The 26,579-nt window shown below is 62.1% G+C and carries 20 protein-coding genes; 13 read left to right on the top strand and 7 right to left on the bottom strand.

The features are described 5' to 3' along the window. Positions 1–212 precede the first annotated feature (212 nt). Complete coding sequence (groL, locus tag FRZ40_RS29700; RefSeq protein WP_147236483.1) at positions 213–1,835, bottom strand: chaperonin GroEL; 1,623 nt, start codon at positions 1,833–1,835, stop codon at positions 213–215. A gap of 176 nt (positions 1,836–2,011) precedes the next feature. Here groL and ftsH point away from each other — a divergent pair, with 176 nt between their 5' ends. Together ftsH and FRZ40_RS29710 are read left to right on the top strand one after the other, a co-directional pair. Beyond that, positions 2,012–3,997: an ATP-dependent zinc metalloprotease FtsH gene (ftsH, locus tag FRZ40_RS29705; RefSeq protein WP_147236484.1), complete on the top strand. Its 1,986-nt coding sequence runs from the start codon at positions 2,012–2,014 to the stop codon at positions 3,995–3,997. 210 nt (positions 3,998–4,207) lie between these two features. After that, a complete protein-coding gene (locus FRZ40_RS29710) occupies positions 4,208–4,645 on the top strand; it encodes an Hsp20/alpha crystallin family protein (protein ID WP_028370596.1) in 438 nt (145 codons plus the stop codon). A 202-nt stretch (positions 4,646–4,847) separates the two neighbouring features. On the opposite strand, the gene FRZ40_RS29715 is transcribed toward FRZ40_RS29710, so the two are convergent. Then, a complete protein-coding gene (locus FRZ40_RS29715) occupies positions 4,848–5,516 on the bottom strand; it encodes a SagB/ThcOx family dehydrogenase (RefSeq protein WP_028370597.1) in 669 nt (222 codons plus the stop codon). A gap of 381 nt (positions 5,517–5,897) precedes the next feature. On the opposite strand from FRZ40_RS29715, the gene FRZ40_RS29720 reads away from it, so the two are divergent. The 3 genes from FRZ40_RS29720 to FRZ40_RS29730 all read left to right on the top strand — a co-directional run bounded on the left by FRZ40_RS29720 (position 5,898) and on the right by FRZ40_RS29730 (position 8,807). Then, a complete protein-coding gene (locus FRZ40_RS29720) occupies positions 5,898–6,548 on the top strand; it encodes a BON domain-containing protein (RefSeq protein ID WP_028370598.1) in 651 nt (216 codons plus the stop codon). A 63-nt stretch (positions 6,549–6,611) separates the two neighbouring features. Beyond that, entirely contained in the window at positions 6,612–6,851 is a 240-nt protein-coding gene (locus FRZ40_RS29725) for a hypothetical protein (RefSeq protein WP_028370599.1), read from the top strand. Positions 6,852–7,004: 153 nt separating this feature from the next. Continuing rightward, positions 7,005–8,807 carry a PHA/PHB synthase family protein gene (locus tag FRZ40_RS29730; RefSeq protein ID WP_420873899.1) on the top strand — a complete coding sequence of 601 codons (1,803 nt, stop codon included), beginning with the start codon at positions 7,005–7,007 and terminating at the stop codon, positions 8,805–8,807. A 66-nt stretch (positions 8,808–8,873) separates the two neighbouring features. Here the strand turns inward: FRZ40_RS29730 and FRZ40_RS29735 are convergent, their stop codons facing one another. Continuing rightward, positions 8,874–10,238 carry an MBL fold metallo-hydrolase RNA specificity domain-containing protein gene (locus tag FRZ40_RS29735; protein WP_028370601.1) on the bottom strand — a complete coding sequence of 455 codons (1,365 nt, stop codon included), beginning with the start codon at positions 10,236–10,238 and terminating at the stop codon, positions 8,874–8,876. 408 nt (positions 10,239–10,646) lie between these two features. On the opposite strand from FRZ40_RS29735, the gene FRZ40_RS29740 reads away from it, so the two are divergent. Both FRZ40_RS29740 and FRZ40_RS29745 read left to right on the top strand, forming a co-directional pair. Further along, positions 10,647–13,097 (top strand): cation-translocating P-type ATPase, encoded by a 2,451-nt coding sequence (locus tag FRZ40_RS29740; protein ID WP_147236485.1) that lies wholly within the window; start codon positions 10,647–10,649, stop codon positions 13,095–13,097. 33 nt (positions 13,098–13,130) lie between these two features. After that, positions 13,131–13,793: a hypothetical protein gene (locus FRZ40_RS29745; protein ID WP_035543802.1), complete on the top strand. Its 663-nt coding sequence runs from the start codon at positions 13,131–13,133 to the stop codon at positions 13,791–13,793. A 28-nt stretch (positions 13,794–13,821) separates the two neighbouring features. On the opposite strand, the gene FRZ40_RS29750 is transcribed toward FRZ40_RS29745, so the two are convergent. Further along, positions 13,822–14,784: a universal stress protein gene (locus tag FRZ40_RS29750; protein ID WP_147236486.1), complete on the bottom strand. Its 963-nt coding sequence runs from the start codon at positions 14,782–14,784 to the stop codon at positions 13,822–13,824. A gap of 230 nt (positions 14,785–15,014) precedes the next feature. On the opposite strand from FRZ40_RS29750, the gene FRZ40_RS29755 reads away from it, so the two are divergent. The 6 genes from FRZ40_RS29755 to FRZ40_RS29780 all read left to right on the top strand — a co-directional run bounded on the left by FRZ40_RS29755 (position 15,015) and on the right by FRZ40_RS29780 (position 21,863). Beyond that, on the top strand, positions 15,015–15,665 hold the full coding sequence (locus FRZ40_RS29755; protein ID WP_147236487.1) for a BON domain-containing protein: 651 nt from the start codon (positions 15,015–15,017) through the stop codon (positions 15,663–15,665). Positions 15,666–15,746: 81 nt separating this feature from the next. Beyond that, positions 15,747–16,217: a hypothetical protein gene (locus FRZ40_RS29760; protein ID WP_147236488.1), complete on the top strand. Its 471-nt coding sequence runs from the start codon at positions 15,747–15,749 to the stop codon at positions 16,215–16,217. Between the two features lie 63 nt (positions 16,218–16,280). Then, entirely contained in the window at positions 16,281–18,719 is a 2,439-nt protein-coding gene (ppsA, locus tag FRZ40_RS29765; RefSeq protein WP_147236489.1) for a phosphoenolpyruvate synthase, read from the top strand. 9 nt (positions 18,720–18,728) lie between these two features. Then, positions 18,729–19,733 (top strand): 1-phosphofructokinase family hexose kinase, encoded by a 1,005-nt coding sequence (locus tag FRZ40_RS29770; protein ID WP_147236490.1) that lies wholly within the window; start codon positions 18,729–18,731, stop codon positions 19,731–19,733. A gap of 166 nt (positions 19,734–19,899) precedes the next feature. Continuing rightward, positions 19,900–20,205: a DUF485 domain-containing protein gene (locus tag FRZ40_RS29775; RefSeq protein ID WP_147236491.1), complete on the top strand. Its 306-nt coding sequence runs from the start codon at positions 19,900–19,902 to the stop codon at positions 20,203–20,205. Next, positions 20,202–21,863 (top strand): cation acetate symporter, encoded by a 1,662-nt coding sequence (locus FRZ40_RS29780; protein WP_028370609.1) that lies wholly within the window; start codon positions 20,202–20,204, stop codon positions 21,861–21,863. Before FRZ40_RS29775 ends, FRZ40_RS29780 begins: the two co-directional genes overlap by 4 nt. Positions 21,864–22,025: 162 nt before the next feature. Here FRZ40_RS29780 and mgtA read toward each other — a convergent pair whose 3' ends face one another. From mgtA to FRZ40_RS29795, 3 genes are all read right to left on the bottom strand, one after another. Then, on the bottom strand, positions 22,026–24,692 hold the full coding sequence (mgtA, locus tag FRZ40_RS29785) for a magnesium-translocating P-type ATPase (protein WP_147236492.1): 2,667 nt from the start codon (positions 24,690–24,692) through the stop codon (positions 22,026–22,028). A 131-nt stretch (positions 24,693–24,823) separates the two neighbouring features. After that, entirely contained in the window at positions 24,824–25,105 is a 282-nt protein-coding gene (locus FRZ40_RS45205) for a hypothetical protein (RefSeq protein WP_147236493.1), read from the bottom strand. Between the two features lie 198 nt (positions 25,106–25,303). Next, entirely contained in the window at positions 25,304–26,245 is a 942-nt protein-coding gene (locus FRZ40_RS29795) for an LOG family protein (RefSeq protein ID WP_147236494.1), read from the bottom strand. Between the last annotated feature and the right edge of the window lie 334 nt (positions 26,246–26,579).

The raw sequence follows: 26,579 nt of genomic DNA on the forward strand, positions 1-26,579 counted from the left end.
GTTACCGAACGGATTCCAAAGGGCGGCGGTTCGCCATAGGCACACGCCGATCTGAGCAGCCAGTGGCTAAATGCCTTTGCCACGTCTCCGAGATTTGTCCCGGGGATTTGCATCGGGACAGCTTCGATGTCATTGCCGGGCCTTTCCCCGGCAATCGTTCGAGCGAGGCGCCGCTGTGCATCGATGAACCCATACCACATCGTCTACGCTCCTCATGCAAACTCCCGGCCCCAGTCGCCGCGACCCGCGCCATGGACGCGATCCTTCTGCGGATGCACGATCATGCAGTCGGTGGTCAGCAGGAGCGATGCCACCGAGATCGCGTTCTGCAAGGCGGTGCGCGCCACCTTGACGGGATCGACGATACCGCGCTCGATCATGTTGCCATAATCGCCGTGAGCGGCATCGTAGCCGTAGGCATCGCTCGCTGCGGCAACGGCATGAACGACGGCCTGAGCATCCGCGCCGGCATTTTGCGCGATCTGGCGCAGTGGCGACGCGAGCGCGTCGTACACGATCCGCGCGCCGATTTTCTGCGCCTGTGTCTCGCCGTAGTGCTCGAGAATCCGGCGCGCGCGCAGCAACGCGACGCCGCCGCCCGGCACGAAGCCTTCCTCGACGGCCGCGCGCGTCGAATGAAGTGCATCTTCGAAACGGTTCTTCCGTTCGCGCAGCGCCGTTTCCGTTGCGGCGCCGACCCGGATCACGGCGACACCGCCCGACAGTTTGGCGAGGCGCCGGTTGAGGCTGTCGCGCTCGTATCCGGCTGCGCTTGCGTCGATGCGCTTCTTCAGTCCGGCGATGCGGTCCGCGATGCGCGCATGGTCGCCCGTCCCGGCAACGATCGTCGTTGTGTCGCGCGTAATTTCGATGCGCCGCGCGGCGCCGAGATCCTGGAGTGTGGCGTTTTCGACCGTGCGCCCTGTCTGCGCCGAGATGACGGTGGCCCCCGTCAGGGCGGCGAGATCCGCCAGTTGCTCGGTGCGGCTCTCGCCGAAGCCGGGCGAGCGGATCGCGCAGGACTTGAACGTGCCGCGCAGATGGTTGACGACGAGCGTTGCGAGCGCTTCCCCTTCGATCTCGTTGGCGATCACGAAAAGCGGCTTGCCCGTTCCCATGACCGCTTCGAGTATGGGCAGCAGTTGCGGGATCGACGAGATGTTCATGTCGCACAACAGCACGCCCGGTTCGTCGAGCACCACATTGCGCTGGTCTTCGCCGAGAAAGAGCGGCGACACGAGACCGCGATCCAGCAGCGATCCGTCCACCGTCTCCAGTTCGTCGTCGAGTTTGGAGCCGTCCTCGATGCTGATCGCGCCTTCCTTGCCGACGCGCGCGACCGCGTCGGCCACCAGCGTGCCGATGCTCGCATCGCCGCTCGCGGAAATCGTCGCGATCTGGCGCATTTCGTCGACGCTCGAACACGGGCGTGCAAGCCGGTGGAGTTCCGCGACGACCTGCTTGCCCGCATCTTCGATGGCACGCTTGAGCGCCATCGGATCGTGCCCCGCCGTCACGCATTTGTTGCCCTCGACGACGATGGCCTGGGCGAGCGTCGTGGCCGTCGTCGTGCCGTCGCCCGCGACTTCGCTGGTGCGCGTGGCGACCTCGCGCAACAGCTGCGCGCCCATTTCCTCGTACGGATCGGACAGGTCGACCGAGCCGGCGACCACCACCCCGGAGTTCGCGACGAGCGGCGCACCCGGCACACGCTCGACGATCACATTGCGACCGCCGGGGCCGAGTGTGACCTTGACGGCTTCAGCGAGCGCGTTCACGCCGTTAAGCAGCAACTGGCGCGCGTCCTGATGAAATACGAGTGATTTGTGCAACACGACAGACCTCCGCAAGCGTTGGCCGATCGCGCATTCGGTGCGCAACCGCAATGGACTGTCTGCCTATTTAAGTCGCCGCGTACGGGAAACCGATTGATCTGCGTCAACGGGGCAGGGGCGATGCCGGCAGAACATCGTGAAACCGGACACGCCGCTTCCCATCGTCCCGAGAGACCATGATGCCCACACAGCGTCCTTCGCGCGATGCGCGCAAATCGCCCCGATGGTTCGACCTGTTGAGTATCGCGCTCACGGTGTTCTTCGTGATGGTCGTCGTGTTGCAGTTCCTGACGGCGCAAGGCATGACGACGGAAATTGCGTATAGCGACTTCCAGCGACTCGTTGCCGCAGGGCAAGTCGCCGACCTGGAAGTGACGCCTACGCGCATCACGGGAACGCTCAAGATGCCGGGTGCCGCTTCACTGCTGCCTGCCTCCGACGCAACAGCCGCCAACAGGAACGGCGAGCCGTCGCGCTTCACGACGATGCGCGTCGCCGATGAGCGTCTGGCTGACTCGCTCACGGCAGCGGGCATCCGCTATTCGGGTGCTGTCGACAGTGCGTGGCCCGGCATGCTTTTGTCCTGGGCCGTTCCCCTGCTGGCGATGTTCTTCGTGTGGAATCTGTTATGGCGGCGCACGGGCGGCTTGCAGCAGTACACGAAGATGGGCCGCGGCAATGCGCATATTCTCGTGCAAAACGAAACAGGGATTACCTTCGACGACATCGCGGGTATCGATGAAGCCAAAGCCGAGCTTCGCCAGATCGTCGCGTTTTTGCGCGACGCCGAACGCTATCGCCGTCTTGGGGGCAAGATCCCGAAGGGTGTGCTGATCGTCGGCGCACCGGGCACGGGTAAGACGTTGCTCGCCAAGGCCGTGGCGGGTGAAGCGGGCGTGCCGTTCTATTCGGTGAGCGGCGCGGGCTTTGTCGAAATGTTCGTCGGCGTGGGCGCGGCCCGCGTCCGGGATCTTTTCGAGCAGGCGCAGGCCGAGGCGCCATGCATCATTTTTATCGACGAACTGGACGCGCTCGGCAAAGTGCGCGGAGCGGGCCTGACTTCCGGCAATGACGAACGCGAGCAGACGCTCAACCAGTTGCTCATCGAGATGGACGGTTTCAAATCGAATTCGGGCGTCATCATCATGGCGGCGACGAACCGGCCCGAGACGCTCGACCCCGCGTTGCTGCGGCCCGGCCGCTTCGACAGGCATATCGCCATCGACAGGCCCGACCTCAACGGCCGCCGTCAGATTCTCGCGGTGCATACGCGCCACGTGAAACTGGCGAACGACGTCGATCTGAACGAACTGGCGTCGCGCACGCCGGGTTTCGTCGGCGCCGACCTCGCGAATGTCGTCAACGAAGCCGCGCTGCATGCCGCCGAAGCCGACAAGCAGGCGGTCGATATGGCCGACTTCGACGAAGCGATCGATCGCGCGATGACGGGCATGGAACGCAAGAGCCGCGTGATGAACGCGCAGGAAAAGATCACCATCGCGTATCACGAGGCCGGTCATGCGCTCGTCGCCCATAGCCGCAAGCATTGCGACCCTGTCAAGAAAGTGTCGATCATTCCGCGCGGCGTAGCGGCGCTGGGTTATACGCAGCAGGTGCCGACGGAAGACCGCTATGTGCTGCGCGAAAGCGAACTGCTCGACCGGCTCGATGCGCTGCTTGGCGGCCGCGTCGCGGAGGAACTGGTCTTCGGCGATGTGTCGACCGGCGCGGAGAACGATCTCGATCGCGCGACGGCAATGGCCCGGCACATGGTAAGCCGTTACGGGATGAGCGAGCGCATCGGGCTGGCAACGATGAGCGAATCGCCGGGTCCTCTGGACCTGCCGGGACTCGGTGGCTGGCGCGGGACGTCTTGCAGCGACGACACGGCGCGTCTTGTCGACGAGGAAATCCGACGGATGCTCGACGATGCGCATGCACGTGTCAAAGCCACGCTCTCCACCCAGCGCGCGACGCTCGAACGTATCGCCCGGTTGCTGCTCGAGCGCGAAGTGCTCGATCACGAGATGCTGCAACGCGCGATCGACGGTACGTCGAAGGCGGTACAGCAGGATGCACTTGCACCCACGGGCGCACCCACCGGCGCACCCACGGGCGCAAATATCGAAGCCGGAGAAGACGAGGAATCGTGCTCGGGATGAAAGCCGCACCGCTCGAGCCGTCAACGTGCCCGACACGAGCGCGATTGACATGAATCAACGGCTCGGAATCCGGTACGGATACGCTGAAAGCGTGATTTCGTACGGAATCGCGTTGCTGGGGCTACGGTGCCGCAGTCGCGCAGTGAGCCGGCTTTTGCGGTCGGACAATCGGGGCCATGTCCTGGCCTGCTTATCTGGAGGAGAAGTGCAATGAGCAATCTGACGCGTTTTGACCCGTTCTCGCTGGACCCGGTCGTTTCGGATCTGTTTCAGGGTTTCTTCCGGCCCATGCGGTCGATGGCGACGCCTCAGGACGCCGAGCTTGCGTCGATGAAGATCGACGTGACGGAAAACGATAGCGCTTATACGGTGAAGGCGGAGCTTCCGGGCCTCGACAAGAAGGATATCGACGTGCAAATCGACGGGCGCATCGTGTCGATCAACGCCAAGGTCGAGCGTAACAAGGAAGAAAAGGAAGGTGAACGCGTGATCCGCCGCGAGCGGTATTCCGGCGCGTTCAGCCGCTCGTTTTCGCTTGCCGGCGAAGTGGACGACGCGAAAGCAACCGCCGAGTACAAGGACGGTGTGCTGTCGTTGAGTCTGCCGAAAAAGGCGCCGACCGACCAGAAGCGTCTGACGATCGGCTAATGCGTGCACGGCGCGCCTTGTTTTTCATGGCGCGCTTTTCGACAGGTTTTCAAGCCGCCAGCAAAATGAAGGCGGACGCGAAACGGGCCTGATTTTCAGGCCCGTTTCCTTTTCCTTGTTGACTTTTCCTTGTTGACGCAATGTGCTGATTCAGCAGGCGCGCACGCGCATCGTTCTGCCTGTCCGGTGAAAGCAGATGAGATCAGTCTGCAAGAGAAGTCAGCGTCGTGCCCGGCGCGCCGATCGTCTGAGCAAGAATGGGGAGCTCGTCCTCATTCAGTTTCAGCGCGTCGCTCAGCAGACGGTGATTGATCCAGCCGCGCACGACGCAGCCCAGGCCTTCGGAGGCGCAGTACAGCGACACGTTCTGCGCCATGGCGCCTGTCGCGACAGCGGAAAAGATATCGCGCTGCTGTGGCGGCATGCCGAGCAGGCGCGACATGTTGACCACGTAGACCAGGTCCAGCGGCGCAGCGCCGACGAAGTCCTGGTAACCGGTCAGGTTGCGCGCATCGCTTGCATGTTTCAGGACGAGCCGGTGCGCGGGCGCATCGTACCGGTAGACACCGTTCGGCATCACGGCGTAGAGGTCGACTTCATTGAATGCGTTCGCCGATGGCGCGGTGCGCCCGCCTGTACGCGGCCGGTTGATGCCATCGGCGGCCCACAGCAGCGCGCCGAGCGTGGCGGATGGAAGCGGCGCATCGGAGAATTCGCGCGTGCTGGCGCGTAGCGCGAGGGCCTTCATCAGCGGCGCGCCCGAGGACATGTCGGGTTGCGGCAATTCGATAATGGCCGGGGTATCGCCCCGGGCGCGAGCCGGCGCACGACCGTGAGCGGGTTCGTACGTCAGCAGTTGCATGTCGGTCATGATCGACTCCTTCGTGGATGGGTCGATGCATTCGCCTGGGCGTTGGTGCATCGCTTCCAGGATAGAGGCGGCCTGAAGTATGACCGTTGACTTCGGTCAATCGCATCGCGATAGATGGGCGGGACCCATAGCCGGTCACGGCGAGAGCGTCAATCATGCCGTCAGGCTGCGCGAAATGCACGAAATGCACGATACCCGCCGCCTTGCATGAATCGCCGGGCAACAGCGGGTCACGTTTTCTGGCTTTCTTGCAAAAAGGCCAGTATCAGGTCGACGTCGGGAACTCGCGCATGCTTGATCTGCATCAGTCCCATCGTCCGCTCGTGGATCGATGCTTGTTCGTGGTGGCGCAAACCACGCTTCAAATGGAGGAGATGCGTAATGAAATCAGACCGGCAATTGAGAAAGGACGTCGAGGATGAACTCGATTGGGATCCCGCCGTGACAGCGACGGACATTGGCGTGGAGGTGACGGATCGCGTGGTCACGCTCTCCGGCCATCCTCCAAGCTACGCTGAAAAGCTCGCTGCCGAAAAGGCGGCGCATCGTGTGGCCGGCGTGAAAGCTGTCGTGGTGGACATGCAGGTCCGGCTGCCCCAGAAAGACGAACGCACCGATGAAGACATCGCCGGTGCCGTACACGATATCGTCCACTGGACTGTCGGCCTGCCGGACGATTCCGTGAAGGTTCAGGTAGAACGGGGATGGGTCACCTTGACGGGCGCAGTGGACTCGGCGTACCAGGCCCACGTCGTCGTGCGGGCGATCAGCCATATGCGCGGGGTGCGCGGCGTCGGCAACCGCATCGAAGTGCGTTGCCATGTCGCCCCGCAAGACATCGGCGCCCAGATTGCGCAGGCCATGCAACGCCATGCGGACCGCGAAGTCAGGCACATCGGTATCGATGTCAAGGATGGAACCGTCACCCTGTCGGGCAAAGTCGGCTCTTACGCCGAGCGAGCCGTCGCGAGAGGGGCCGCGTGGAGCGCGCCGGGCGTGCGAGCCGTGGTCGACGATCTCGTTGTCGAATGACATAGTCGTCTCACGCCGCCGCACCGTTTCGTAATCCGCGGCGGCGAGGGAAAAGGAGCCCGTATGACCTTGTCTGGAAACGTGCAGGAAGGCGCATGGTCCGTGAACGTGCAGACCGAACCGGTCGAAGGCGGCGGATATCGATCGACCGTCCAGGTGAAGCATTCGTCGCCGGAAGGGGACTTCGAACGTACCTTTCTCCATGGGAAACAGTTCAGCACGGAACGCGAGGCCGTGCTGGACGGATTGCGTGAAGGGATGACGTGGATAGAGTTGAAGATGGCACGGACCTTCAAGGTGTGAACGCAGACCCTGCTTTCAGCAGCGTGACGCAGGTCAGGTGTACGAGCCCGTGACCGCGTAAAGCAGGCATGGGTCAATAGCCAGGACAAACGAACGACGATGGCAACAATTCCTTTGATGGCCGACGACAAGCCTCAACCCTTGCCGGAACGTATGGCTTCACTCGCGACGCCCATGTTTGCGAGTCGCGTTACCCGCGGCAATGCACCGGACCACGCCCCAACCGGTTGTCACGAAGAGGGCGCGTCTCATCCGCTGCTTTCACGCGACGCGCTTGACCGCGCGGCGCATGCCGGCGTCGCCTCTTTGTCGGGCGGCCTGTCCCCGACCTCCGTGGCGCTCGCCTTCATGGATTGGGCGCTCCACATGACGGTCGCGCCGGGAAGGGTACTGGAGCTTTCGACCGACGCCGTATTGGCTGGCGCTGACATGGCACACGGCGCATTGCGCACGAGCGTGGCCAGGCAAAAGCGTGGACATGTGCCCGAAGATCCACGTTTCGCGGATGACGCCTGGGCCGCGTGGCCGTTTCATGCGTATCGCGACGGTTTCCTCCGGCTCCAGCAGTGGTGGGAGTCTGCGACGACGGACATACCGGGCGTCGAAAGACATCACGAGGATCTGGTGCGCTTCCTCGCTCGCCAATGGCTGGATGCGTGTTCGCCCAGCAACTTTGTCGCCACCAATCCGGTGGTGCAGCGGGCAGCATGGTCGAGCGGCGGGACGAGCTTCGTCGCGGGCGCAATGCACTGGCTTGCTGACGTGCGCGATCTTGTGCACGACCGTTCGGGCGACCCGCACGACTATTCATCGGAATGGCTGCCGGGCAAGCGCGTCGCGATCACCCCAGGAAAAGTTATCTGGCGCAGCGAGTTGTGTGAATTGCTGCAGTACGCACCGACGACACCGACGGTGGCGAAAGAACCCATCCTGATCGTGCCGTCGTGGATCATGAAGTACTACATTCTCGACCTTCAGCCACACGATTCGTTGATCCGCTATCTCGTCGACGCAGGCCATACCGTCTACACGATTTCGTGGCGCAACCCCGGCGCGGCATTCCGTGACGTCGGACTCGAAGCGTATCTACAGGAGGGATTGCTCGCAGCCCTCGCGCAAGTGCGCGACCGTGACGCCCAGCGGGTGCACATGGTCGGCTACTGTCTCGGCGGCACCTTGCTCGCCATTGCGGCAGCGGCGCTCTTTCGCGACGGCAGAGGGGACGAACTGAAAACCGTGACGCTGCTTGCCGCTCAGACGGATTTCACCGAACCGGGAGAACTCGGACTATTTATCGACGCCAGCGAACTCGCAGCGCTCGATGCGTTGATGTGGCGTCAGGGCTATCTCGACGGTTCGCAGATGTCGGCGGCATTCCAGTTGCTCAAGGCCCGCGATCTGATCTGGTCGCGGATGATGAGCGAGTATCTGCTCGGCCGGCGTTCGCAACCGAACGACCTGATGGCGTGGAACGCCGATACGACGCGCCTGCCTTACCGGATGCACAGCGAGTATCTGACCTCGCTCTTTCTCAACAACGACCTCGCGGAGGGGCGCTATTGTGTCGGCGGACGGCCTGTTGCGCTGTCCGATATCGAAGCGCCGATGTTCGTCGTCGGCACCGAGCGCGACCATGTTTCGCCCTGGCGCTCCGTCTACAAGCTTCACCTGCTCACACACAACGAGCTGACGTTTCTGCTGACGACGGGCGGGCACAATGCCGGCATCGTCTCGCAGCCGGGCCATCCGGACCGCTATTACCGTTGTGCAACGAGAGCGGCCGGTGAGCCATACCGCGGCAGGCAGGAATTTCTCTCAGCCAACGAACCCGTCGACGGCTCATGGTGGCCTACGTGGAATGCGTGGCTGCGCGACCATTCGGACGGCGAGGTGGCGGGGCGCGCAATCGTCGATGGGCTGGAGGACGCGCCCGGCACGTACGTGTTCGAAAGATAGCTGCGCGACTACGCCTTTACTTTAGCGACGTCAGGCGTAGCTCGCGTTATAGCCGTTATAGCCCTTCTATAGCCCTTCGAGTTCAACCGTTTGTTGATAGACGGGCACCTCGCAAGGCCACCGGAGTGTTTCGGAGATGCGGCGCCGCATCGCGTCCGCCGCCGCAGGTTCGCCGTGTGTCACGAAAGTGCGCACAGGCGGGCCCGTCAGGCTCGACAGCCATTGCAACAGTTCGCGGTAGTCGGCATGGGCCGAAAGCGAGGCGATCGATTCGACGTGTGCCCGCACACGGACATATTCGCCATGCAGCTTGATCGAGTTCTCATGAGCGGCGAGGGCAGCGCCGCGCGTGCCTGCCGCCTGGAAGCCCACCAATGCGATCGTGTTGCGTGCATCCGGCGCGTACAGGTGCAGATGATGCAGCACGCGGCCGCCCGTCGCCATGCCGCTGCCCGCGATAATGACCATTGGGCCGTGATGCGACGCGATGGCCTTCGACTGATCGACGGTTCGGGTCATGATCGCCACCTTGTCGATCGCGTGAGCCTCGGAGAGGGTCAACCGATGCTCGTCGAGATATTTCCGGTAAACCTCGGTGACGCTCGTCGCCATCGGGCTGTCGAGGTAGACGGGTACGTTCGCCATGCGCCCCGTCTCTTTCAGCTTGGCAATGTAGTAGAGAATCTCCTGCGCTCGCCCGACGGCGAAGCAAGGCATCACCACGACGCCGCCTTTCGCGAAGGTCTTGCTGAACATCTGCGCCAGCTCGTCCGCCGGATTCGACTCGGGGTGCAAGCGATCGCCATAAGTCGACTCGACCACGAGATAGTCCGCATGCGCGAGGGGCGCGGGTCGACGCATGATGGGATCATTCGGCCGCCCCACGTCGCCGGAAAACGCCAGTACCTTGTGATTCCGGCAGAGCACGACGCTCGCCGCGCCGAGGATGTGGCCGGCCGGCAGGAAGCGAAAGCAGAGTCCGTGTTTCAGGTCGACGGGATGGTCGAAAGGGCACGGCGCCAGCAGGCGCAGCGCGCGCTCCGCATCTTGCATCGTGTAGAGCGGCAGCGCCGGGTGGTGCTTCGAAAAACCGTGCCGGTTCGCGAAGTCCGCTTCTTCTTCCTGCAGCCGCGCGCTGTCGCGCAACATGATCTCGCAGAGCGCGGCCGTTCCCGGTGTGCAATACACGCGGCCGTTGAAGCCATTGCGCACGAGCAGCGGCAGATAGCCGCTGTGATCGATGTGCGCGTGCGTGAGTATCACGGCATCGATGGAATCGGCGGGCACAGGCAGCGGCGTCCAGTTGCGCATCCGCAGGTTCTTGACACCCTGAAATAGCCCGCAATCGACCAGAATGCGAACCCCCGGTTCCTCCAGTAGATATTTCGACCCGGTGACGGTTTCGCTCGCGCCAAGAAAGGTGAGTTTCATGAGGTCTCCATGCGTACGGGTGTATGGGTCAATTGCAACTCATTCGAGTTCGCGCCCATTGACCTGGATCATGCGCCATCCAGTCGTCGTGCCGGCAAGAGTGAAATTGCTGGAGCCGATGCGCTGTGGCCGCGCTTGACTTGGGTCAATCGCGTGCCGGACGCGAGTGTTAGCTTAATGACAGTGAAGATGGTGAGTGGAGATGGCAATGGTCAGACTGATCGCAGTGGGATGTGGACTCGTTGCATTGCTGACTGTCGCTGCAGTTGCGGTGATGTACTACGTCATCTGGAAGAACGCCGACTGATTTGTCGCCACGCCCGACTGTCGGGAGGCAAAAGCCGATATGCAAACCCTCAAAAAGATCGCTTTTCGCCTCGACCGGTCTCCGTACACTTGCGTGAGCCCATGAGACGCGAGGACACGGCATCGGGTCTGACGAGCGCCGAAGTGGCCGCGTTGCAGGCGCGGTACGGCCCGAACGTGATCGCATCGGCGTCGGACAGGCTATGGTGGCGTACCGCGCGCGACGTGCTCACGGAGCCGATGTTCCTCCTGTTGCTCATCGCCACCGCGCTGTATGGTCTGTTGGGCGATACGCCGCAAGCGATCACACTGCTCGCATTTGTCCTGGCAGTGGTATTGCTGACTGCCTTTCAAAGTCATCGAACGGCAAGTGTGCTGCGGGCGCTGCGCGATCTTTCGGCGCCGCGTGCCCATGTGCTGCGCGACGGAAAGCGAGACTCGGTGTCGGCGGTGCAACTCGTTCCAGGCGACATCGTCTTCGTCGAGGAAGGCGCAAAGATACCCGCTGATGGCACGCTGATCGAAGCGCACGAACTGAGCATCGACGAATCGCTGCTCACGGGGGAATCCGTCGCGGTCGACAAACACCCCGGTCTCTCCGGCGGCATGCGGCAAGAGGCTACGTCTAACATGCTGTTCTCCGGGACGATGGTGGTGCGTGGCCAGGGTTGCATGACGGTCACGGCTACCGGGGCGCACACGCAACTCGGACGGATCGGCATGCAGCTTGCCGATGTCAGAGAACCGTCATCGCCCTTGCAACTCGAAATCCGCACGTTCGTCAGACGCTTCGCGACGCTGGCGTTGATCATCTGCGCATTGCTGGTGCTCGCTTACCGCTGGCGCACCGGCGCATGGCTTCCGGGGCTGCTCGCGGGGATCACACTTGCAATCAGCCTTCTGCCCGAGGAACTGCCCGTCATCATGACCGTGTTCATGGCGCTGGGCGCACGACGCATCGTCAACGAGGGCGTATTGACGCGGCGGCTCAGCGCGATCGAGACGCTGGGGCAGACGTCCGTGCTGTGCGTCGACAAGACGGGCACGCTGACGCAGAACCGGATGTCGGTCCGTACGCTCTACGCAAACGGCGAGGAGGCGTGGCTGAGGGGCGACGAACCTGCCATCACACAGCCCTTTCATGAACTGATCGAGTATCTCGTGCTGGCAAGCGAGATCGAGCCGCTCGACCCGATGGAGCGCGCGTTTCACGAGGCGGGCCACGCGTACCTCGCCGACACGGGCCGCCTGCATCCACACTGGTCGCTCGTGCAAGAGTATGCGTTGAGTCCCGAGTTGCCAGCCATGTCGCATGGATGGCGAACGTCCGAACCCGGAGAAAGTCTGGTCGCATGCAAGGGGGCACCCGAGGCGATCTGTGCCTTGTGTGATATGCAGCCCGAGGCCGCGCAAGCCTTGCTGGAACGTGCGACGCACATGGCGGAGAAGGGGCTGCGCGTGCTCGGCGTTGCAAAGGCGCGCCACGATGGGCAAGCGTGGCCTGCAGGACAGCGCGAGTTTGACTTCACGTTCGTCGGTCTCGTCGGACTGCTCGACCCCGTCCGCCCGGATGTCACGGGCGCAATCGCCGAATGCAAGGCGGCAGGTGTGAGGGTCGTCATGATCACGGGCGACTATCCATCGACGGCTTGTGCGATTGCCACGGAAGTCGGAATTGCCGCCGCACCCGTCGTGACAGGTGCCGAACTCGCCGCCATGGACGATGCTGCATTGCAGCGGGCGATACGCGAGTCGAATGTGTTTGCGCGCGTGACACCCGGACAGAAGTTGCGGCTTGTAGAAGCGTTCCGCCGCGCTGGCGAAGTGGTCGCGATGACGGGCGACGGCGTCAACGACGCACCCGCGCTGAAGGCGGCGCATATCGGCATCGCGATGGGACGGCGCGGTGCCGAAGTGGCGCGCGAAGTCGCGTCCCTCGTGCTGTTACGGGACGATTTTTCGCCGATCGTGTCGGCCATTCGTCTCGGCCGCCGCATCTACGGTAACCTGAAGCGGGCAATCAGTTATAGCGTTGCCGCGCACATCCCGATGGTCGCCGCCGCGACTATTCCCGTCGTCGCGGGCTGGCAACCCATGCTTGGACCCATTCATATCGTCGCGCTCGAACTGGTCATCACCCCGGTTTGTTCGATTGTCTTCGAGAACGAGCGGGAAAGGTCCAATGTGATGCGGGAACGGCCGCGACGTGTTGGCGAGAGGCTGATGACCAACCGAACGCTGGCAACCAGCGTGACATTGGGATGCATCGTTGGCGCCATCGTCGTGTTGGCGTATGCCATCGCGCTCTCCGTCGGGCTCGATGCCGTCGCCGCGCGCACGGTCGCCTTTCCGCTGCTCGTGTCGGGCAATCTCGGCCTCATGTTCGGCGTGCGTCTGCTCGCAAGAGGTGCGAAAGCGCACGCTCTACGGAATGCGAACCCGTACGGATGGGCCGTTGCCGGATTTGCGTTGGCTGCCCTGGCCATGCTGCTGACGATCCCCGCCATCGCGACCGTGTTCGACATGCGCGCGGTGTTGGCCGACCTGATGTGACGCCAGGGCGACAGAGAGGAGGGCGCGCTCGTGATGCAGTACCTGAGCATCCTGTTTGCGGCCGTTTTCGTGCTGAACCTGATGCCGGCGTTCGCTCCGCCGACCTGGCTCGCCATGTCCTGGATCGGCTTCCAGAAGCCCGAAGCCAATCCGCTGCTGATCGCATTCGTGGCTGCCGGTGCGGCGACGCTTGCGCGTCTCGTGCTGGCGCGCAGTGCGGGGTGGCTGGTTCGAAGCAGGCTCTTGCGGGAAGCGGATCGCGAAAACGTCGACATCCTGAAGTCGCGTATCGGCCGACACAAAGCGACGACGGCGGGGGCGATCCTGCTCTATGCTTTCAGCCCGCTGCCGTCCAACTATCTCTTCATCGCCTACGGACTCATGCGGGCCGATCTCTGGCTGATCGGCGTCCCGTTTTTTGTCGGACGGGTGGCCAGCTATACGGCGTGGGCCAGTCTCGCGCAGTGGGCGCATGGAGTGCTGGACCTCGAGACAGAGGCCGAGGGCGCGTTTCTCAGTCTGTACTTCATCGGCTCGCAGTGCGTCACGCTAGGACTGCTGGTACTGTTCGTCAGGCTGGACTGGGGGCTGCTGCTGCACGAACGGCATTTGCGGCTGCGGCCGGCTCGCTGGCAAAGGAAGCGGCGCGTCGACAAGAAGGAGGAGAAACCTCCTTCGGCGAGAGAGGCGCCGTAGCAACGGCGCCGCTGTGTCCCTCGTGCTGTCAGACCTTGGCGGGCATTGCTTCACGGTCGTGCACGAGCAATACAGGCGTATCGGCGAGACGCACCGTGCGGGCCGCGACGCTGCCGACAAGCCAACGCTCGAAGCCGCGCCTGCCGTGAGTGCCGAGTACGAGCAGGTCGCCTTTCCAGTCCTGAACGTCCCGTAAGATCGTGTGGGGGATGTCGTCGCGGGTCGCATGCGTCTTGAGCAGCGCCGTCTCCATGTAGCGCCCCTGTTCGGCGCAGATGCGCGCTGCACGTTCGAGTGCTGTGCAACCCTCTTCGAGATTCGCGCTTTCCATGATGCGGATGGCCTCGCCATCCATCACGTTGCTCGCACGGTCCACGACGAAGATCGCGCGCAACCGGCTGTCAGGCGTGGCCAGCTGAAGGCCCGTGCGCAACGCCGTGATCGAACACGCGCTGCCATCCATCGCAAACACCATTCGCTGGGCGGCCGCATCGGTTGCAACACGGCTGTCTTCAGGGACCAGCAGCAACGAGCAGCTCGCGCGGCGTGCAACGGGTTCGGACACCGTGCCTTCGACCCAGCGCAACAGGCCATGATGGTGCCGCATGCCCATCACGATCAGATCGGCGTTCCAGTCCGACGCGGTTTCAAGTAATGCGTCCGCCGTATTTCCGCGGTGAACGGAAAGGTCGATCAGGCCGAATTCCAGTTGCGTGCCTGCAAACATGGCTTCGATCCTGGCAAGCGCGGCGCGCGAATCGCCGACGATTTCGTCCCGTGCAGCGGCGAGAAAGTCTTGTGTGGTCGAGCCGAGCGGAAATAGCGTGCGCGGATTCTGCGCAACCGTGACGACCCTGATCGTCGCGCGTCCGGCGAACATCGTCTTCGCGTACTCGGCGGCACGCATCGTCGCTTCTGAGTCGTCGATCGCCAGCATGATGCGCTGGAGCGTGCGGCGGTCGGTTAGCTCCACGCTGGATGATTCCTCCATGATGTTTCTCCGTATCGGGTGAGAGGGCGACGAATCGATTCTCCGTCGAAAAGAGCGCGTTCGCTTGATCGTCGTCAAGCGAGCGTCGACGCGGCCTTGTCGTCCGATGCAGATCGCGGCACAGCGACCTGATTGACTTCGATCAATCGAGCGAAATGCGTGCGGATTAGTCTGACCGTGTGGACTCGATGTTCAGTTCAGGAACGCAAGCATTCAGGAGGACCGTCGCCATGAAATCGGACAGTCAACTGCGTCGCGAAGTGGAAGAAGAGCTGTCGAACAATCCGGCTATCGACGCGAACCGCATAGGGGTCGCCGTCGCGGATGGCATCGTCACGCTTAGCGGACATGTGTCGGACTATGCACAGAAGGTTGCCGCCGAACGATCCGTGCTGCGGATTGCAGGTGTCGTCGCGGTGGTCGCGCATATCGACGTGACGGTTCGAGAAACCGATCAAAGAACGGATGAAGACATCGCATTGAGCGTGCGGGCCGTGCTCGACTGGATCTCGGGTCTCGAAGAAGACTCCATCAGGATCAAGGTGGAGCAGGGGTGGGTGACATTGAGCGGCAGCGTCAAGGACGGTTATCGCAGCCATGTCGCGGAGAAACATATCGGACACCTGCGCGGCGTCACGGGTATTACGAACAACATCAGAATCTCGGGTTCCGCTTCTCCGACCGACATCGAGCACAACATTCGCAAAGCCATCCAGCGTCACACGGATCGCGAAATGAAGCACATCGCCGTTCAGGTCGAGGGGGGAAACGTTACCCTCTCGGGACAAGTGAGCACCAAGGCTGAGCGCGCGGTTGTATGGGGTGCGGCGCGCGCTACGCCGGGCGTGAAAACCGTCGTCGATCACCTCATGGTGGGTTGACGAAACGCCGCTGCAATCACGTGCGGGAGCTTGCAGTGCCCGCGGCATACGTGATGTGACAGGCATTGACTGGAGACACCTATGAACTGGCTGACGGAATACTTTGCGCAAGAAACGCGCACGTTGAATCTCTCCCTGTGGGCCTATCCACCTGCTGTCATGGGGCCAGATGGTCCCATTGTCCAGTCGGCGGCGCTGTACGCACCGTATCCGGGTATCGAACTGACGTTTTCACCTGCCGGAAAGGTCCGGCACGGCGATCGCACCTACGAACTCCCCGCGAGATACGACAGCACAGGCGCGATGAAAGCGACCGCGACGGCGGCGCCGAAAGATGATGCGAACTTCTTTCGCGAGGTGTCCATTTTCGCGCCCTCGCATCTGAATGGCGAAGCCGTCATCGTGATCAACCATGCATTCTCGTTTGCGCCGCAATTTGCGGCCGACGGTACGCCCGGCTTCGTTGGACTGGCCGCGCCGGATTCGGACGACTATTTCCGCACCGGACAGATGAAATTGCCGTGGATGTTCGCGGGCTACCTGAGCATCTGAGCGTCTGGGCAAAACGAAGCAACACGAGTCGATCACGTGTGGATCACGAGCGAGGAGGAGCCCATGAGCACGATTGAAACGCCGATCCGCTGGTTCGACGCGTTGCGTCGTACGGATGTACCGACCGTAGGCGGCAAGAATGCGTCACTGGGAGAGATGGTGGGCTGCCTTGCCGGCAAAGGCATCCGCGTACCGCCCGGCTTCGCGACGACGGCGGGGGCGTACTGGCAATTCATCGACGCGAACGGGCTGCGCGAAGCCATTTCGACAGTGCTCGCGGAATTCCGTGCCAGCCGACGCTCGCTCGCCGACACGGGGGAAACGATCCGCCGGGCAATGCTTCGAGGCGAATGGCCCGCCAGCACGACCCAAGCCATTTGCGACGCGTACGCCGAGCTTGCACGCCGCGTCGGAGTCGACAATCCGGACGTCGCAGTGCGTTCGAGCGCGACAGCTGAAGATTTACCCGACGCAAGCTTCGCGGGACAGCAGGAAACCTTGCTCGCCATTCGCGGCCCACACGCGCTGATGGATGCGTGCCGCCGGTGCTATGCGTCGCTCTTTACGGACCGCGCGATCAGTTACCGCGAGGCGCGCGGTTTCGATCATATGAAAGTTGCACTGTCGGTTGGCGTGCAGCAGATGGTGCGCTCTGATCTCGGTGGCGCGGGCGTCGCGTTCTCGATTGATACCGAAACGGGCTTCGACAAGATCGTATTGATCAGCGCGGCGTGGGGGCTCGGCGAGAACGTCGTGCAAGGCGCTGTCGATCCCGACGAATATGAAGTATTCAAGCCGCTTCTGCAAAACGAAGCCTTTGCACCCATTGTCGGCAAGAAGCGCGGCAGCAAGCTCAAGAAAATGGTGTACGCGAAGGGGAGCGCTCATACGACGAAGAACGTGCCGACTTCGAAGGCCGAGCGGGCCGCGTTCGTCCTCTCTGACCACGACGTGCTCACGCTATCGCGCTGGGTGTGCGATATCGAATCGCACTACGGGCAGCCGATGGACATCGAATGGGCCAAGGACGGTCTGAGCGGGAACATCTTCATCGTTCAGGCGCGGCCCGAGACCGTTCAGTCGCGGCGCGAGGCAACGGCCGTCAAGACGTTCCGGCTGAAGTCGGCGGGGCGCGAGCTTGTCACGGGCGTGAGCGTCGGTCAGGCGATCGCTGCCGGCAACGTGTGCGTCATCGACAGTCCCCTTGAGCGGGACCGTTTCGTCGACGGCTCCGTTCTCGTCACAGCCGCCACCGATCCCGATTGGGTGCCCGTGATGCGGCGTGCCGCCGGTATCGTCACCGACCACGGCGGCCGCACGTCGCATGCAGCCATTGTGAGCCGCGAACTCGGCCTTCCCGCTATCGTCGGCACGGGAAACGCGACGCGGGTCTTGCACGACGAGCAGGAAGTGACCGTTTCCTGTGCGCAAGGCGAGATCGGGCGCGTATTCGAAGGCATCGCGGATTACCAGGTCGAAGAGATCGACTTTGCGGCAATCCCGCCAACCCGCACACACGTCATGCTGAATCTCGCGAACCCTGATGCCGCGCTGCGCTGGTGGCGTATGCCGGCGGATGGAGTCGGACTGGCGCGGATGGAGTTCGTGATCAGCAATCACATCAAGATTCATCCGATGGCGCTGGCGTGCTACGACCAGTTGAAGGATTCGGAGGCGGCCCGGGCGATTGCTGCGATGACGGAAGGGTATAGCGACAAGACGGAATACTTCGTCGACCGGCTCGCCTGCGGGCTCGGGCGCATCGCGGCAGTGTGCTATCCGAAACCCGTGGTGGTCCGTCTGAGCGACTTCAAGACCAACGAATACGCGCATCTCATCGGAGGCCAGGCTTTCGAGCCGAGCGAGGAAAATCCGATGCTCGGCTTTCGCGGCGCATCGCGCTACTACTCCCCGCGCTACGGTCCCGGCTTCGCACTGGAATGCCGTGCGCTGCGCCGTCTGCGAATGGAAATGGGCCTGCGCAATGTGATCGTCATGGTGCCGTTCTGCCGGACACCGGACGAAGCGGACCGCGTTCTCGACGCGATGGCTGCCAATGGTCTCAGACGCGGCGACGACGGTCTGCAGATCTACGTGATGTGCGAGATCCCGTCGAACGTGATCCTGGCCGAAGCATTCGCACAGCGCTTCGATGGCTTCTCGATCGGCAGCAACGATCTGACGCAACTCACGCTCGGCGTCGATCGCGATTCCGCCGAACTGGCGTCGCTGTTCGACGAGCGCAACGAAGCCGTGCGGTGGATGATACGCGAGGTCATCGAACGGGCGCATCGTGCGGGGGCGACAGTCAGCCTGTGCGGCGAAGCGCCGAGCGTGCATCCCGAGTATGCGGCATTTCTCGTGGAATGCGGCATCGACTCCCTGTCCGTGAGCCCCGATAGCTTCATCGCCGTCAAGCGGCACGTCGCGCAGGCGGAAGCGTCGAAGGGTTCGACGGGCGACGAGGCGCGCGGATCGATACTTTCTGCAATCGCGCGGTAGGGCCTTGCCATGAACGACATTGTCACAGTCACCCTCAATCCCGCAGTCGATTTATCGACGGCCGTCGATCGCGTCGTCGATACCCACAAGCTGCGTTGCGAAGCCGCGCAGCGCGACCCCGGCGGCGGCGGGATCAATGTCGCGCGGGTGTTGCATCGCCTCGGCAGCGAGTGCATCGCGCTGTTTGCGGCGGGTGGAGCGACGGGCCGCACCCTCGGCGGTTTGCTCGATCGCGAGAATCTGCGTACTCGCTGCATCGACATCGAAGGCGAAACGCGCGAGAACTTCTCCGTGATGGAAACGTCCACCCGGCGTGAATACCGTTTCGTGTTGCCTGGGCCGACTCTCGCGCCGGCGGAGTGGAATGAGTGTCTGCGCAGCGTATCCGGGCATGTCGGTTCTGCGCGCTTTCTTGTGTTGAGCGGAAGCCTGCCCCCGGGCGTGCCGCCGGACGCCTACGCTCAACTCGCCCGCGCGGCCACCGCTGCGCGGCCGGACATCCGCGTTGCCGTAGACGCATCGGGCCCGACGCTCGCGGCAGCACTCGACGGCGGGTATATCGACATCGTCAAGCCGAGTCTGAACGAACTGCGTGAGTTGACGGCGCTGCCGCTGAACGGCGTGGACGAGCAGATCGGCGCCGCGCGAAAGTTGATTGAAGAGCGCAAGGCAAGGATGGTTGCGCTCACGCTGGGCGACAAAGGTTCAGTGCTCGCAACGCACGACGAAACATGGTTGATGCCCGCGCTGGAAACCGAGGTTCGAAGTGCAATCGGCGCGGGCGACAGCTTCCTCGCCGGATTGATCTGGGCGCTCGACCATGGAGCCCTGGCATGCGAGGCGCTCGCATACGCGACAGCGGCGGCCGCCGCGACGATGAAGCAGACGGGCACCCGGCTTTGCGATGCGCGAGACGTCGCGCGCGCCTATGCAAAGGGAGACCGTCCTGTACCCGTGCAAGTCTCCACGCGTTCGTGCAACACGCACAGCGAACTCACGCCATCAAAGCAATGAAGCGCTTCTTTACGAACGCTTTGTTCTCCTCGTAAACCCCGCCAAAAGAAAACGCCTCGCGTAAGAAGCGGGTAAGCGGGCGATTTTATCGTTACGTATAGCGCGTCGATACCTTCCGACGGTGATCCCTATCAGGCAGCAAAAGACATTCATGCAGGAGACGAAGATGGATCTGGAACTCGCAGAGAGAATCAAATCAGGCGTGACGTATCACGAACTCGTGCGAAAGCGCTCGCGACTGGGATGGACGCTGACGGCCCTTGTGCTTGTCGTCTACTACGGCTACGTGCTGCTTGTCGCGTTCGACAAAGAATTGCTGGCGACCCGGATGGGCGCGGGTGTGATGACGTGGGGCATGCCGATCGGACTGTTCGTGATCGTATTCACTGTTGCGATCACCGGCTTTTACGTGCGGCGCGCCAACGGCACCTATGACGAACTCACCGACCGGATCAAGCGGGAGGCAGCATGAAGACCCGACAAACGTTCGCCCCCGGCATCCTGCTCGCTGTATCGTCCGGCTGCTTCGCCGCCGGTGCCGACCTCGGCCAGACGATCAAGCAGGCAACCAACTGGACCGCGATCAGCATGTTCGTCGTGTTCGTGATAGCAACGCTTTTCATCACCAAATGGGCCGCCAGGCGGACGCGTTCGGCCGCCGAGTTCTATACGGCCGGCGGCGGGATCACCGGCTTTCAGAACGGTCTTGCGATTGCGGGCGATTTCATGTCAGCCGCGTCGTTCCTCGGCATTTCGGCCGCGGTTTACTCGAACGGATATGACGGTCTTATCTATTCGATCGGCTTTCTGGTGGGCTGGCCGATCATTACGTTCCTGATGGCGGAGCGGCTACGCAACCTCGGTCGCTTTACCTTCGCCGACGTCGCAGCATACCGCTTCAGGCAGGCACCGATACGCGCATTCGCGGCATCGGGCACGCTGGTCGTCGTCGCGTTCTATCTGATTGCGCAGATGGTCGGCGCCGGGCAACTGATCAAACTGCTATTCGGGCTCGAATACTGGATTGCGGTCGTGATCGTCGGTGCGCTGATGATGGTGTACGTGCTTTTCGGCGGCATGACAGCGACCACCTGGGTTCAGATCATCAAGGCATGCCTGCTCCTCGCGGGCGCCACGTTCATGGCCTTCATGGTGTTGTGGCAATTTCATTTCAGCCCTGAAGCGCTCTTTGCAAAGGCCGTCGAGGTGCATGAGAAGAAAGCGTCGATCATGGGTCCGGGCAACTTCATCAAGGACCCCGTTTCGGCGATCTCGTTCGGCATTGCGCTGATGTTCGGCACGGCTGGCCTGCCGCATATCCTGATGCGCTTTTTCACGGTCCCGAACGCAAAGGAAGCGCGCAAGTCGGTGTTCTGGGCGACCACGTGGATCGGTTACTTCTACATTCTGACGTTTATTATCGGCTTCGGCGCGATCGTCATGGTGAGCACCAACCCGGTCTTCAAGGACGCAGCGGGCAAGCTGCTGGGCGGCACGAACATGGCGGCGGTGCATCTGGCGAGCGCCGTCGGCGGCAACGTGTTCCTGGGTTTTATTTCCGCGGTTGCCTTCGCGACGATTCTCGCGGTCGTCGCGGGTCTCACGCTCGCTGGCGCATCGGCCGTATCGCATGATCTGTATGCGACGGTGTTCAAGCACGGCAAGGCGTCGAGCGCGAACGAACTGTTCGTCTCCCGCATCACGACACTCGCGCTCGGCATCATTGCCGTCGTGCTCGGCATCGTGTTCGAGAAACAGAACATTGCGTTCATGGTTTCGCTGGCGTTCGCCGTGGCCGCTTCCGCGAACTTCCCTGTGCTGTTCATGTCCGTGCTCTGGCGCGGTTGCACGACGCGTGGCGCAGCCATCGGCGGCTTCCTGGGCCTGTTCTCGGCGGTGCTGCTGACCGTGCTTTCGAAGGCGGTATGGGTCGACGTGTTTCATCATGCAAGCGCGCCGTTTCCCTATGCATCGCCGGCGCTGTTCTCGATGGCAATTGGCTTTGGCGGCATCTGGTTCTTCTCGGTGACCGACCGGTCCGCGCGCGCGCGCATCGACCAGGCGGGGTTCGAGGCACAGGCAGTGCGCTCCGAAACCGGCATCGGCGCCGTAGAGGGCGCGAGCCATTGAGCGCTGGCTGCAACCTGCATGATTCGCATGTCGAGGTCGCCCGGTCCGCCGGGCGATTCTGGCTGAGTTGCCGCGGCAGTGTTGCCGTGTGCGCAGAACGCTACGCGCTGCGCCACGCAAACGCCAAAAAAACCGTCGACGGGGCGCCAATGGGGAAAGGCGTCAACCGAGTCCAAATCGCCGGACAAACCACGTCTTGGTCAAATGCGTCAATGCTGCGTAGCTGAGAAGAATCAGCACAACAGCGGGCCAATACGTCCACGGCAATGGTGTGAATCCGAGCATCTTTCCAATCGAAGTGAAAGGCAGGCTGATGCCCGCGACGCCGACCGCGATGCTCGTCGCGATGAGCGCCGAACTCGCGCGGCTTTCGACAAAGGGCACCTTGGCGGTGCGAATGATATGGATGATGAGTGTCTGCGTGAGCAGCGATTCGACGAACCAGCCAGTCTGAAACAGGGCGGGGTTGTCCCATGCGTCGAACATTTTCAGCATCATGAAGAAGGTCACGTAGTCGAACAGCGAGCTGACGGGGCCGATCAACAGCATGAACTTCACGATATTGCCGAGATCCCACCGACGCGGAACGCTGAGGTATTCAGCATCGACGTTGTCGGTAGGAATGCTGGTCTGGGAGAAATCGTAGAGCAGGTTGTTGGTGAGAACCTGGATTGGCGCCATAGGCAAGAACGGCAACAGGATGCTCGCGCCCAATACGCTGAACATATTGCCGAAGTTCGAGCTTGCGCCCATCTTGATGTACTTCGTGATGTTGCCGAATACCTTCCGGCCTTCCAGCACGCCTTCGTTGAGTACGGCGAGGCTTTTTTCGAGCAGGATAATGTCGGCGGAATCTTTCGCGATGTCGACGGCGCTGTCGACGGACACGCCGACGTCCGACGCCTTGAGCGCCGGCCCGTCGTTGATGCCATCGCCCAGAAATCCGACGACGTGGCCTTTGCTATGCAACGCGTTGACGATGGATGCCTTCTGCGAAGGAGAGACCTTCGCGAACACGCACTCTTTTTCCGCCAGATCCGCAAGCCCGGCGGGAGTCAGCGCTTCGAGCTCCTTGCCGAGCACGATCCGCTCCACGTCGATGCCCACGTCGTGACAGATCTTTCGGGTGACCCTGTCGTTGTCGCCCGTCAGGATCTTCACCTGCACGCCACTCGCCTTGAGCGCCGCAAGGGCCGCCGCCGCCGTTTCTTTTGGCGGATCGAGAAACGCGATGAAACCGAGCAGAATCAGATCACGCTCGTCCGCAACCGAATACGCCGTCTGATCGGGCGGCATCTCCTTGTATGCGACCGCGACGACGCGAAAACCATCCGAGTTGAGCGCATCGGTAATCTCTTTGGTTGCAGCGTAATGGCTTTCGTCGAGCGTGCCCGTCTCGCCATCGATCGCGTAGCGCGTGCTGACCGAGAACATTTCCTCGACTGCCCCTTTCGAAATCATGATATGGACGCCATCTTCCCGCGCGAGTACAACCGACATCCGGCGGCGCTCGAAGTCGAATGGCATCTCATCGATCTTGGTGAAGCTCTCGTGTGCCTTGAGCTGCTCGTGGAGTTCGGCATGCTTCAACACTGCAACGTCGAGCAGGTTTTTCAGTCCGGATTGATGCGTGCTGTTGAGGAACGCATATTCGAGAACCCGATCCGATTCATTGCCCTGGATGTCGAGGTGGCGCTTCAGGATGATCCGGTCCTGTGTGAGCGTTCCTGTCTTGTCGGTGCATAGCACGTCGAGCGCACCGAAGTTCTGGATCGCATTCAGGCGCTTCACGATGACTCTTTTGCGCGACATGTCGATCGCACCTTTCGCAAGGTTGACGGTAACGATCATCGGCAACATTTCGGGCGTGAGTCCGACGCCCACGGCAACGGCGAAAAGAACCGCCTCGAACCAGTTTCCTTTGGTCAGGCCATTGATCACGAATACAAGCGGCACCATCACCAGAATGAAGCGGATCATCAGCCATGTGAACCGGGTGACCCCCTTGTCGAAGCTGGTTTGCACGCGCTGTGCCGCCACCACGTCGGCGATTCCGCCGAAGATCGTCGCCTTGCCGGTCGATACCACCACGCCGCATCCGACACCGCTGATAATGGCGCTGCCCATGAAACAGATATTCGGAAGCTCGAATTGCGAATCGACGGTCATCGTGCTGGCATGCGGATGCTTTTCGCACGGCATTGCTTCGCCCGTCAGCGCCGATTGATTGACGAACAGATCGCGCGCGGAAATCAAACGAAGATCGGCGGGCACCAGATCGCCGGCGGACAACACGATGACGTCGCCTGGGACGATCTGATCGATGGGAACGTCGACATGGCCCGAATCGTTCTGCCCGGTTCTCCGGAGGACCGTTGCCGTCGTACGCACCATCTTGCGCAGTGCGTCCGCGGCCTTGTTCGAGCGATGCTCCTGCACGAAACCCAGCGAAGTGCTGAGGACGACCATCACGCCGATCATGATGGCGGCGCGCGGGTCACCGAGCGCATACGACGCCGTGGCAAGCGACAGAAGCAGCAGATTGAGCGGGTTGATCGTGCGGCTGACGAGTTCGCCGGCAAGCGTGTGGCGCGTCTCGTGGACAACGCGGTTTGGACCGTAAGCGTGTAATCGGCGTTCTGCTTCATCGGCGCTTAGCCCGCACGCCGCGCTGTGACACCGTGCCAGCGCCTCCTCCGTCGACAGCTGAGCCCAGTCTGAGATTGTGTCGGCGGTTGCGGACGGCTGATGCGCGCCATCACGAGAGGATCGCCGGAGGCGCTCCAGAAGCGAGGGTGATCGCACGCTGTGTGTTTCGGCCGTCTGCATTGTGAGCACGCCTTTTCTTTAGACAACTACAGAGCTTGACGCGTGCGGTCCGCCAGCCATTGATGTATGTCAATGGCGAGGTGGCGTCGAATGCCCTTTGCCGGAACGCAGTCATTGGCGTGATAACTGACTCAGCGGGTCTGCTGTTGCGCCGCGTCGTCATACATCAGCCTGTGCAGATCCGCGACGAAACGTTGGAGCGACGACAGTGATCCTGTCACGCTCTGGTAAGTTTCGCGTCCGATGCGTCCGTCGAGCATCACCTGCATGCCGGCGCGCCGTGCGATCGAAAGGATAGCGTCGTCAGAAGGCATGAGTGCCTCCCATTTCGTCCCGCCTTCCGATGCGACATCGCGGACGCACTCGTAACGGGTTTCAATATCCGCATGTGCGACGGTGGCTTCAGGCGACATGATCGTTCTCCCAGTCGGCAATTCCTGGTGCACCCTGGTGCGCACGGTTGCTCAGTTCAGGCGCACCTGAAAAGGATGATTCCATGCTTGCAGTATCGGACGGCGGGATCAGAACGGCTATCAGCCGGGGATGAATGTGATTTAGGATATGGCGCGTCGCTGTCAGGATATTCCTAGCCGCGATGCAATGCGTTTCCGTCAAAGCTGTGTTTCATGAGTCTTGTGCCACTCGACGATCGCTTGCCAAACGGCTTCGGCTGTCTCACGGAACACGAACAGATGCATGTCGGCCGGCGAGATCATGCCTTCACTGACCATGAAGTCGAAGTCGATTGCGCGTCGCCAGTAGGACTCTCCGACGAGCACGACGGGCAGCGGCTTGATTTTGTGCGTCTGCAGAAGCGTCAAGACCTCGAACAGTTCGTCGCAAGTGCCAAACCCGCCGGGAAAGAACACAGCTGCGCGAGCACGTTCCAGCAGATGCAGCTTTCGAATGGCGAAGTAGTGCTGCTTGAAACACAGTTCGGAGCTGAGATAGGGGTTGGGCGCCTGTTCATGCGGCAACGAAATATTCAGGCCGATACTCGGCGCGCCGGACTCGTAAGCCCCGCGATTCGCGGCTTCCATGATGCCTGGACCACCACCCGTCACGAGTGCAAGGGATGACAGTATTCCCTCGCACTGTGCAGTCCCCGCAATACGGCCCAATTCTCGCGCTACGTCATAGTAACGGCTGCGCTCCAGTACGATCTTCGCGGCTTGCAGCGCGTGGTGGCCTTGCATGTCACTGCCCTGTTCCCGCAGCATGCGCCGGGTGTGCCGGAGCCGTTGTCGTGCGACAGCAGGCGCGAGGATACGTGTGCTGCCGTATACGACGATCGTGTGCTCGATCCCATGGCGCTGCAGCGATTCCTCCGTTTTCCAGTAGTCGAGTTGCAGCCGCACGCCGCACATTTCGGGCCGCCTCAGGAAAGCCAGATCTTCGTCTGCCTGAAGACAGCGCGCACTTCCGCCCCGACGATGTGCGCGCGAGCCGCGTCGCGAAGCGATGCGCGCGTCGGCGCCGTCTTCTGAGCCAGCCGTCCCGTCGGCCGGCTCGGATTCGACGGACGTGCCGCCCTCGTGTCGATGATCTTTCATAAACGGTTCTTTAGAGAAAGGAAGTCCCAGACCTTCCGCCGGATCGCGGTCTCTGATCTATTAGGCGCGCAGGCTGCCTTTTGCGATTGACACGCGTCAACGATCGGAGCGAGACGTTCACGGTATTCGTCACGCCGGTCTTGCAGCCGTGAGACGGATGCCATGATCGGCGCATTGCTGCAATTGCCTATGCAATTAGCCGGGGTAATCCACGCAGATCTGAACTCGCTTGATATCGATCAATGGGAGGCGACCTCCATGGTCGAAGATTCGATTATGCACGGACGGTTTATCCAAGGCCCCGGTGTGGGACCGCCTGCCGTTCATGCGACTA

It is taken from the genome of Paraburkholderia azotifigens (genome assembly GCF_007995085.1).
Classification (GTDB): Bacteria; Pseudomonadota; Gammaproteobacteria; order Burkholderiales; family Burkholderiaceae; genus Paraburkholderia; species Paraburkholderia azotifigens.

Coding starts and splice junctions, on each gene's coding strand:
- ftsH (WP_147236484.1), top strand. CDS start 2,012: ATGATGCCCACACAGCGTCCTTCGCGCGATGCGCGCAAATCGCCCCGA.
- FRZ40_RS29710 (WP_028370596.1), top strand. CDS start 4,208: ATGAGCAATCTGACGCGTTTTGACCCGTTCTCGCTGGACCCGGTCGTT.
- FRZ40_RS29715 (WP_028370597.1), bottom strand. CDS start 5,516: ATGACCGACATGCAACTGCTGACGTACGAACCCGCTCACGGTCGTGCG.
- FRZ40_RS29720 (WP_028370598.1), top strand. CDS start 5,898: ATGAAATCAGACCGGCAATTGAGAAAGGACGTCGAGGATGAACTCGAT.
- FRZ40_RS29725 (WP_028370599.1), top strand. CDS start 6,612: ATGACCTTGTCTGGAAACGTGCAGGAAGGCGCATGGTCCGTGAACGTG.
- FRZ40_RS29730 (WP_420873899.1), top strand. CDS start 7,005: ATGGCTTCACTCGCGACGCCCATGTTTGCGAGTCGCGTTACCCGCGGC.
- FRZ40_RS29735 (WP_028370601.1), bottom strand. CDS start 10,238: ATGAAACTCACCTTTCTTGGCGCGAGCGAAACCGTCACCGGGTCGAAA.
- FRZ40_RS29740 (WP_147236485.1), top strand. CDS start 10,647: ATGAGACGCGAGGACACGGCATCGGGTCTGACGAGCGCCGAAGTGGCC.
- FRZ40_RS29745 (WP_035543802.1), top strand. CDS start 13,131: ATGCAGTACCTGAGCATCCTGTTTGCGGCCGTTTTCGTGCTGAACCTG.
- FRZ40_RS29750 (WP_147236486.1), bottom strand. CDS start 14,784: ATGGAGGAATCATCCAGCGTGGAGCTAACCGACCGCCGCACGCTCCAG.
- FRZ40_RS29755 (WP_147236487.1), top strand. CDS start 15,015: ATGAAATCGGACAGTCAACTGCGTCGCGAAGTGGAAGAAGAGCTGTCG.
- FRZ40_RS29760 (WP_147236488.1), top strand. CDS start 15,747: ATGAACTGGCTGACGGAATACTTTGCGCAAGAAACGCGCACGTTGAAT.
- ppsA (WP_147236489.1), top strand. CDS start 16,281: ATGAGCACGATTGAAACGCCGATCCGCTGGTTCGACGCGTTGCGTCGT.
- FRZ40_RS29770 (WP_147236490.1), top strand. CDS start 18,729: ATGAACGACATTGTCACAGTCACCCTCAATCCCGCAGTCGATTTATCG.
- FRZ40_RS29775 (WP_147236491.1), top strand. CDS start 19,900: ATGGATCTGGAACTCGCAGAGAGAATCAAATCAGGCGTGACGTATCAC.
- FRZ40_RS29780 (WP_028370609.1), top strand. CDS start 20,202: ATGAAGACCCGACAAACGTTCGCCCCCGGCATCCTGCTCGCTGTATCG.
- mgtA (WP_147236492.1), bottom strand. CDS start 24,692: ATGCAGACGGCCGAAACACACAGCGTGCGATCACCCTCGCTTCTGGAG.
- FRZ40_RS45205 (WP_147236493.1), bottom strand. CDS start 25,105: ATGTCGCCTGAAGCCACCGTCGCACATGCGGATATTGAAACCCGTTAC.
- FRZ40_RS29795 (WP_147236494.1), bottom strand. CDS start 26,245: ATGAAAGATCATCGACACGAGGGCGGCACGTCCGTCGAATCCGAGCCG.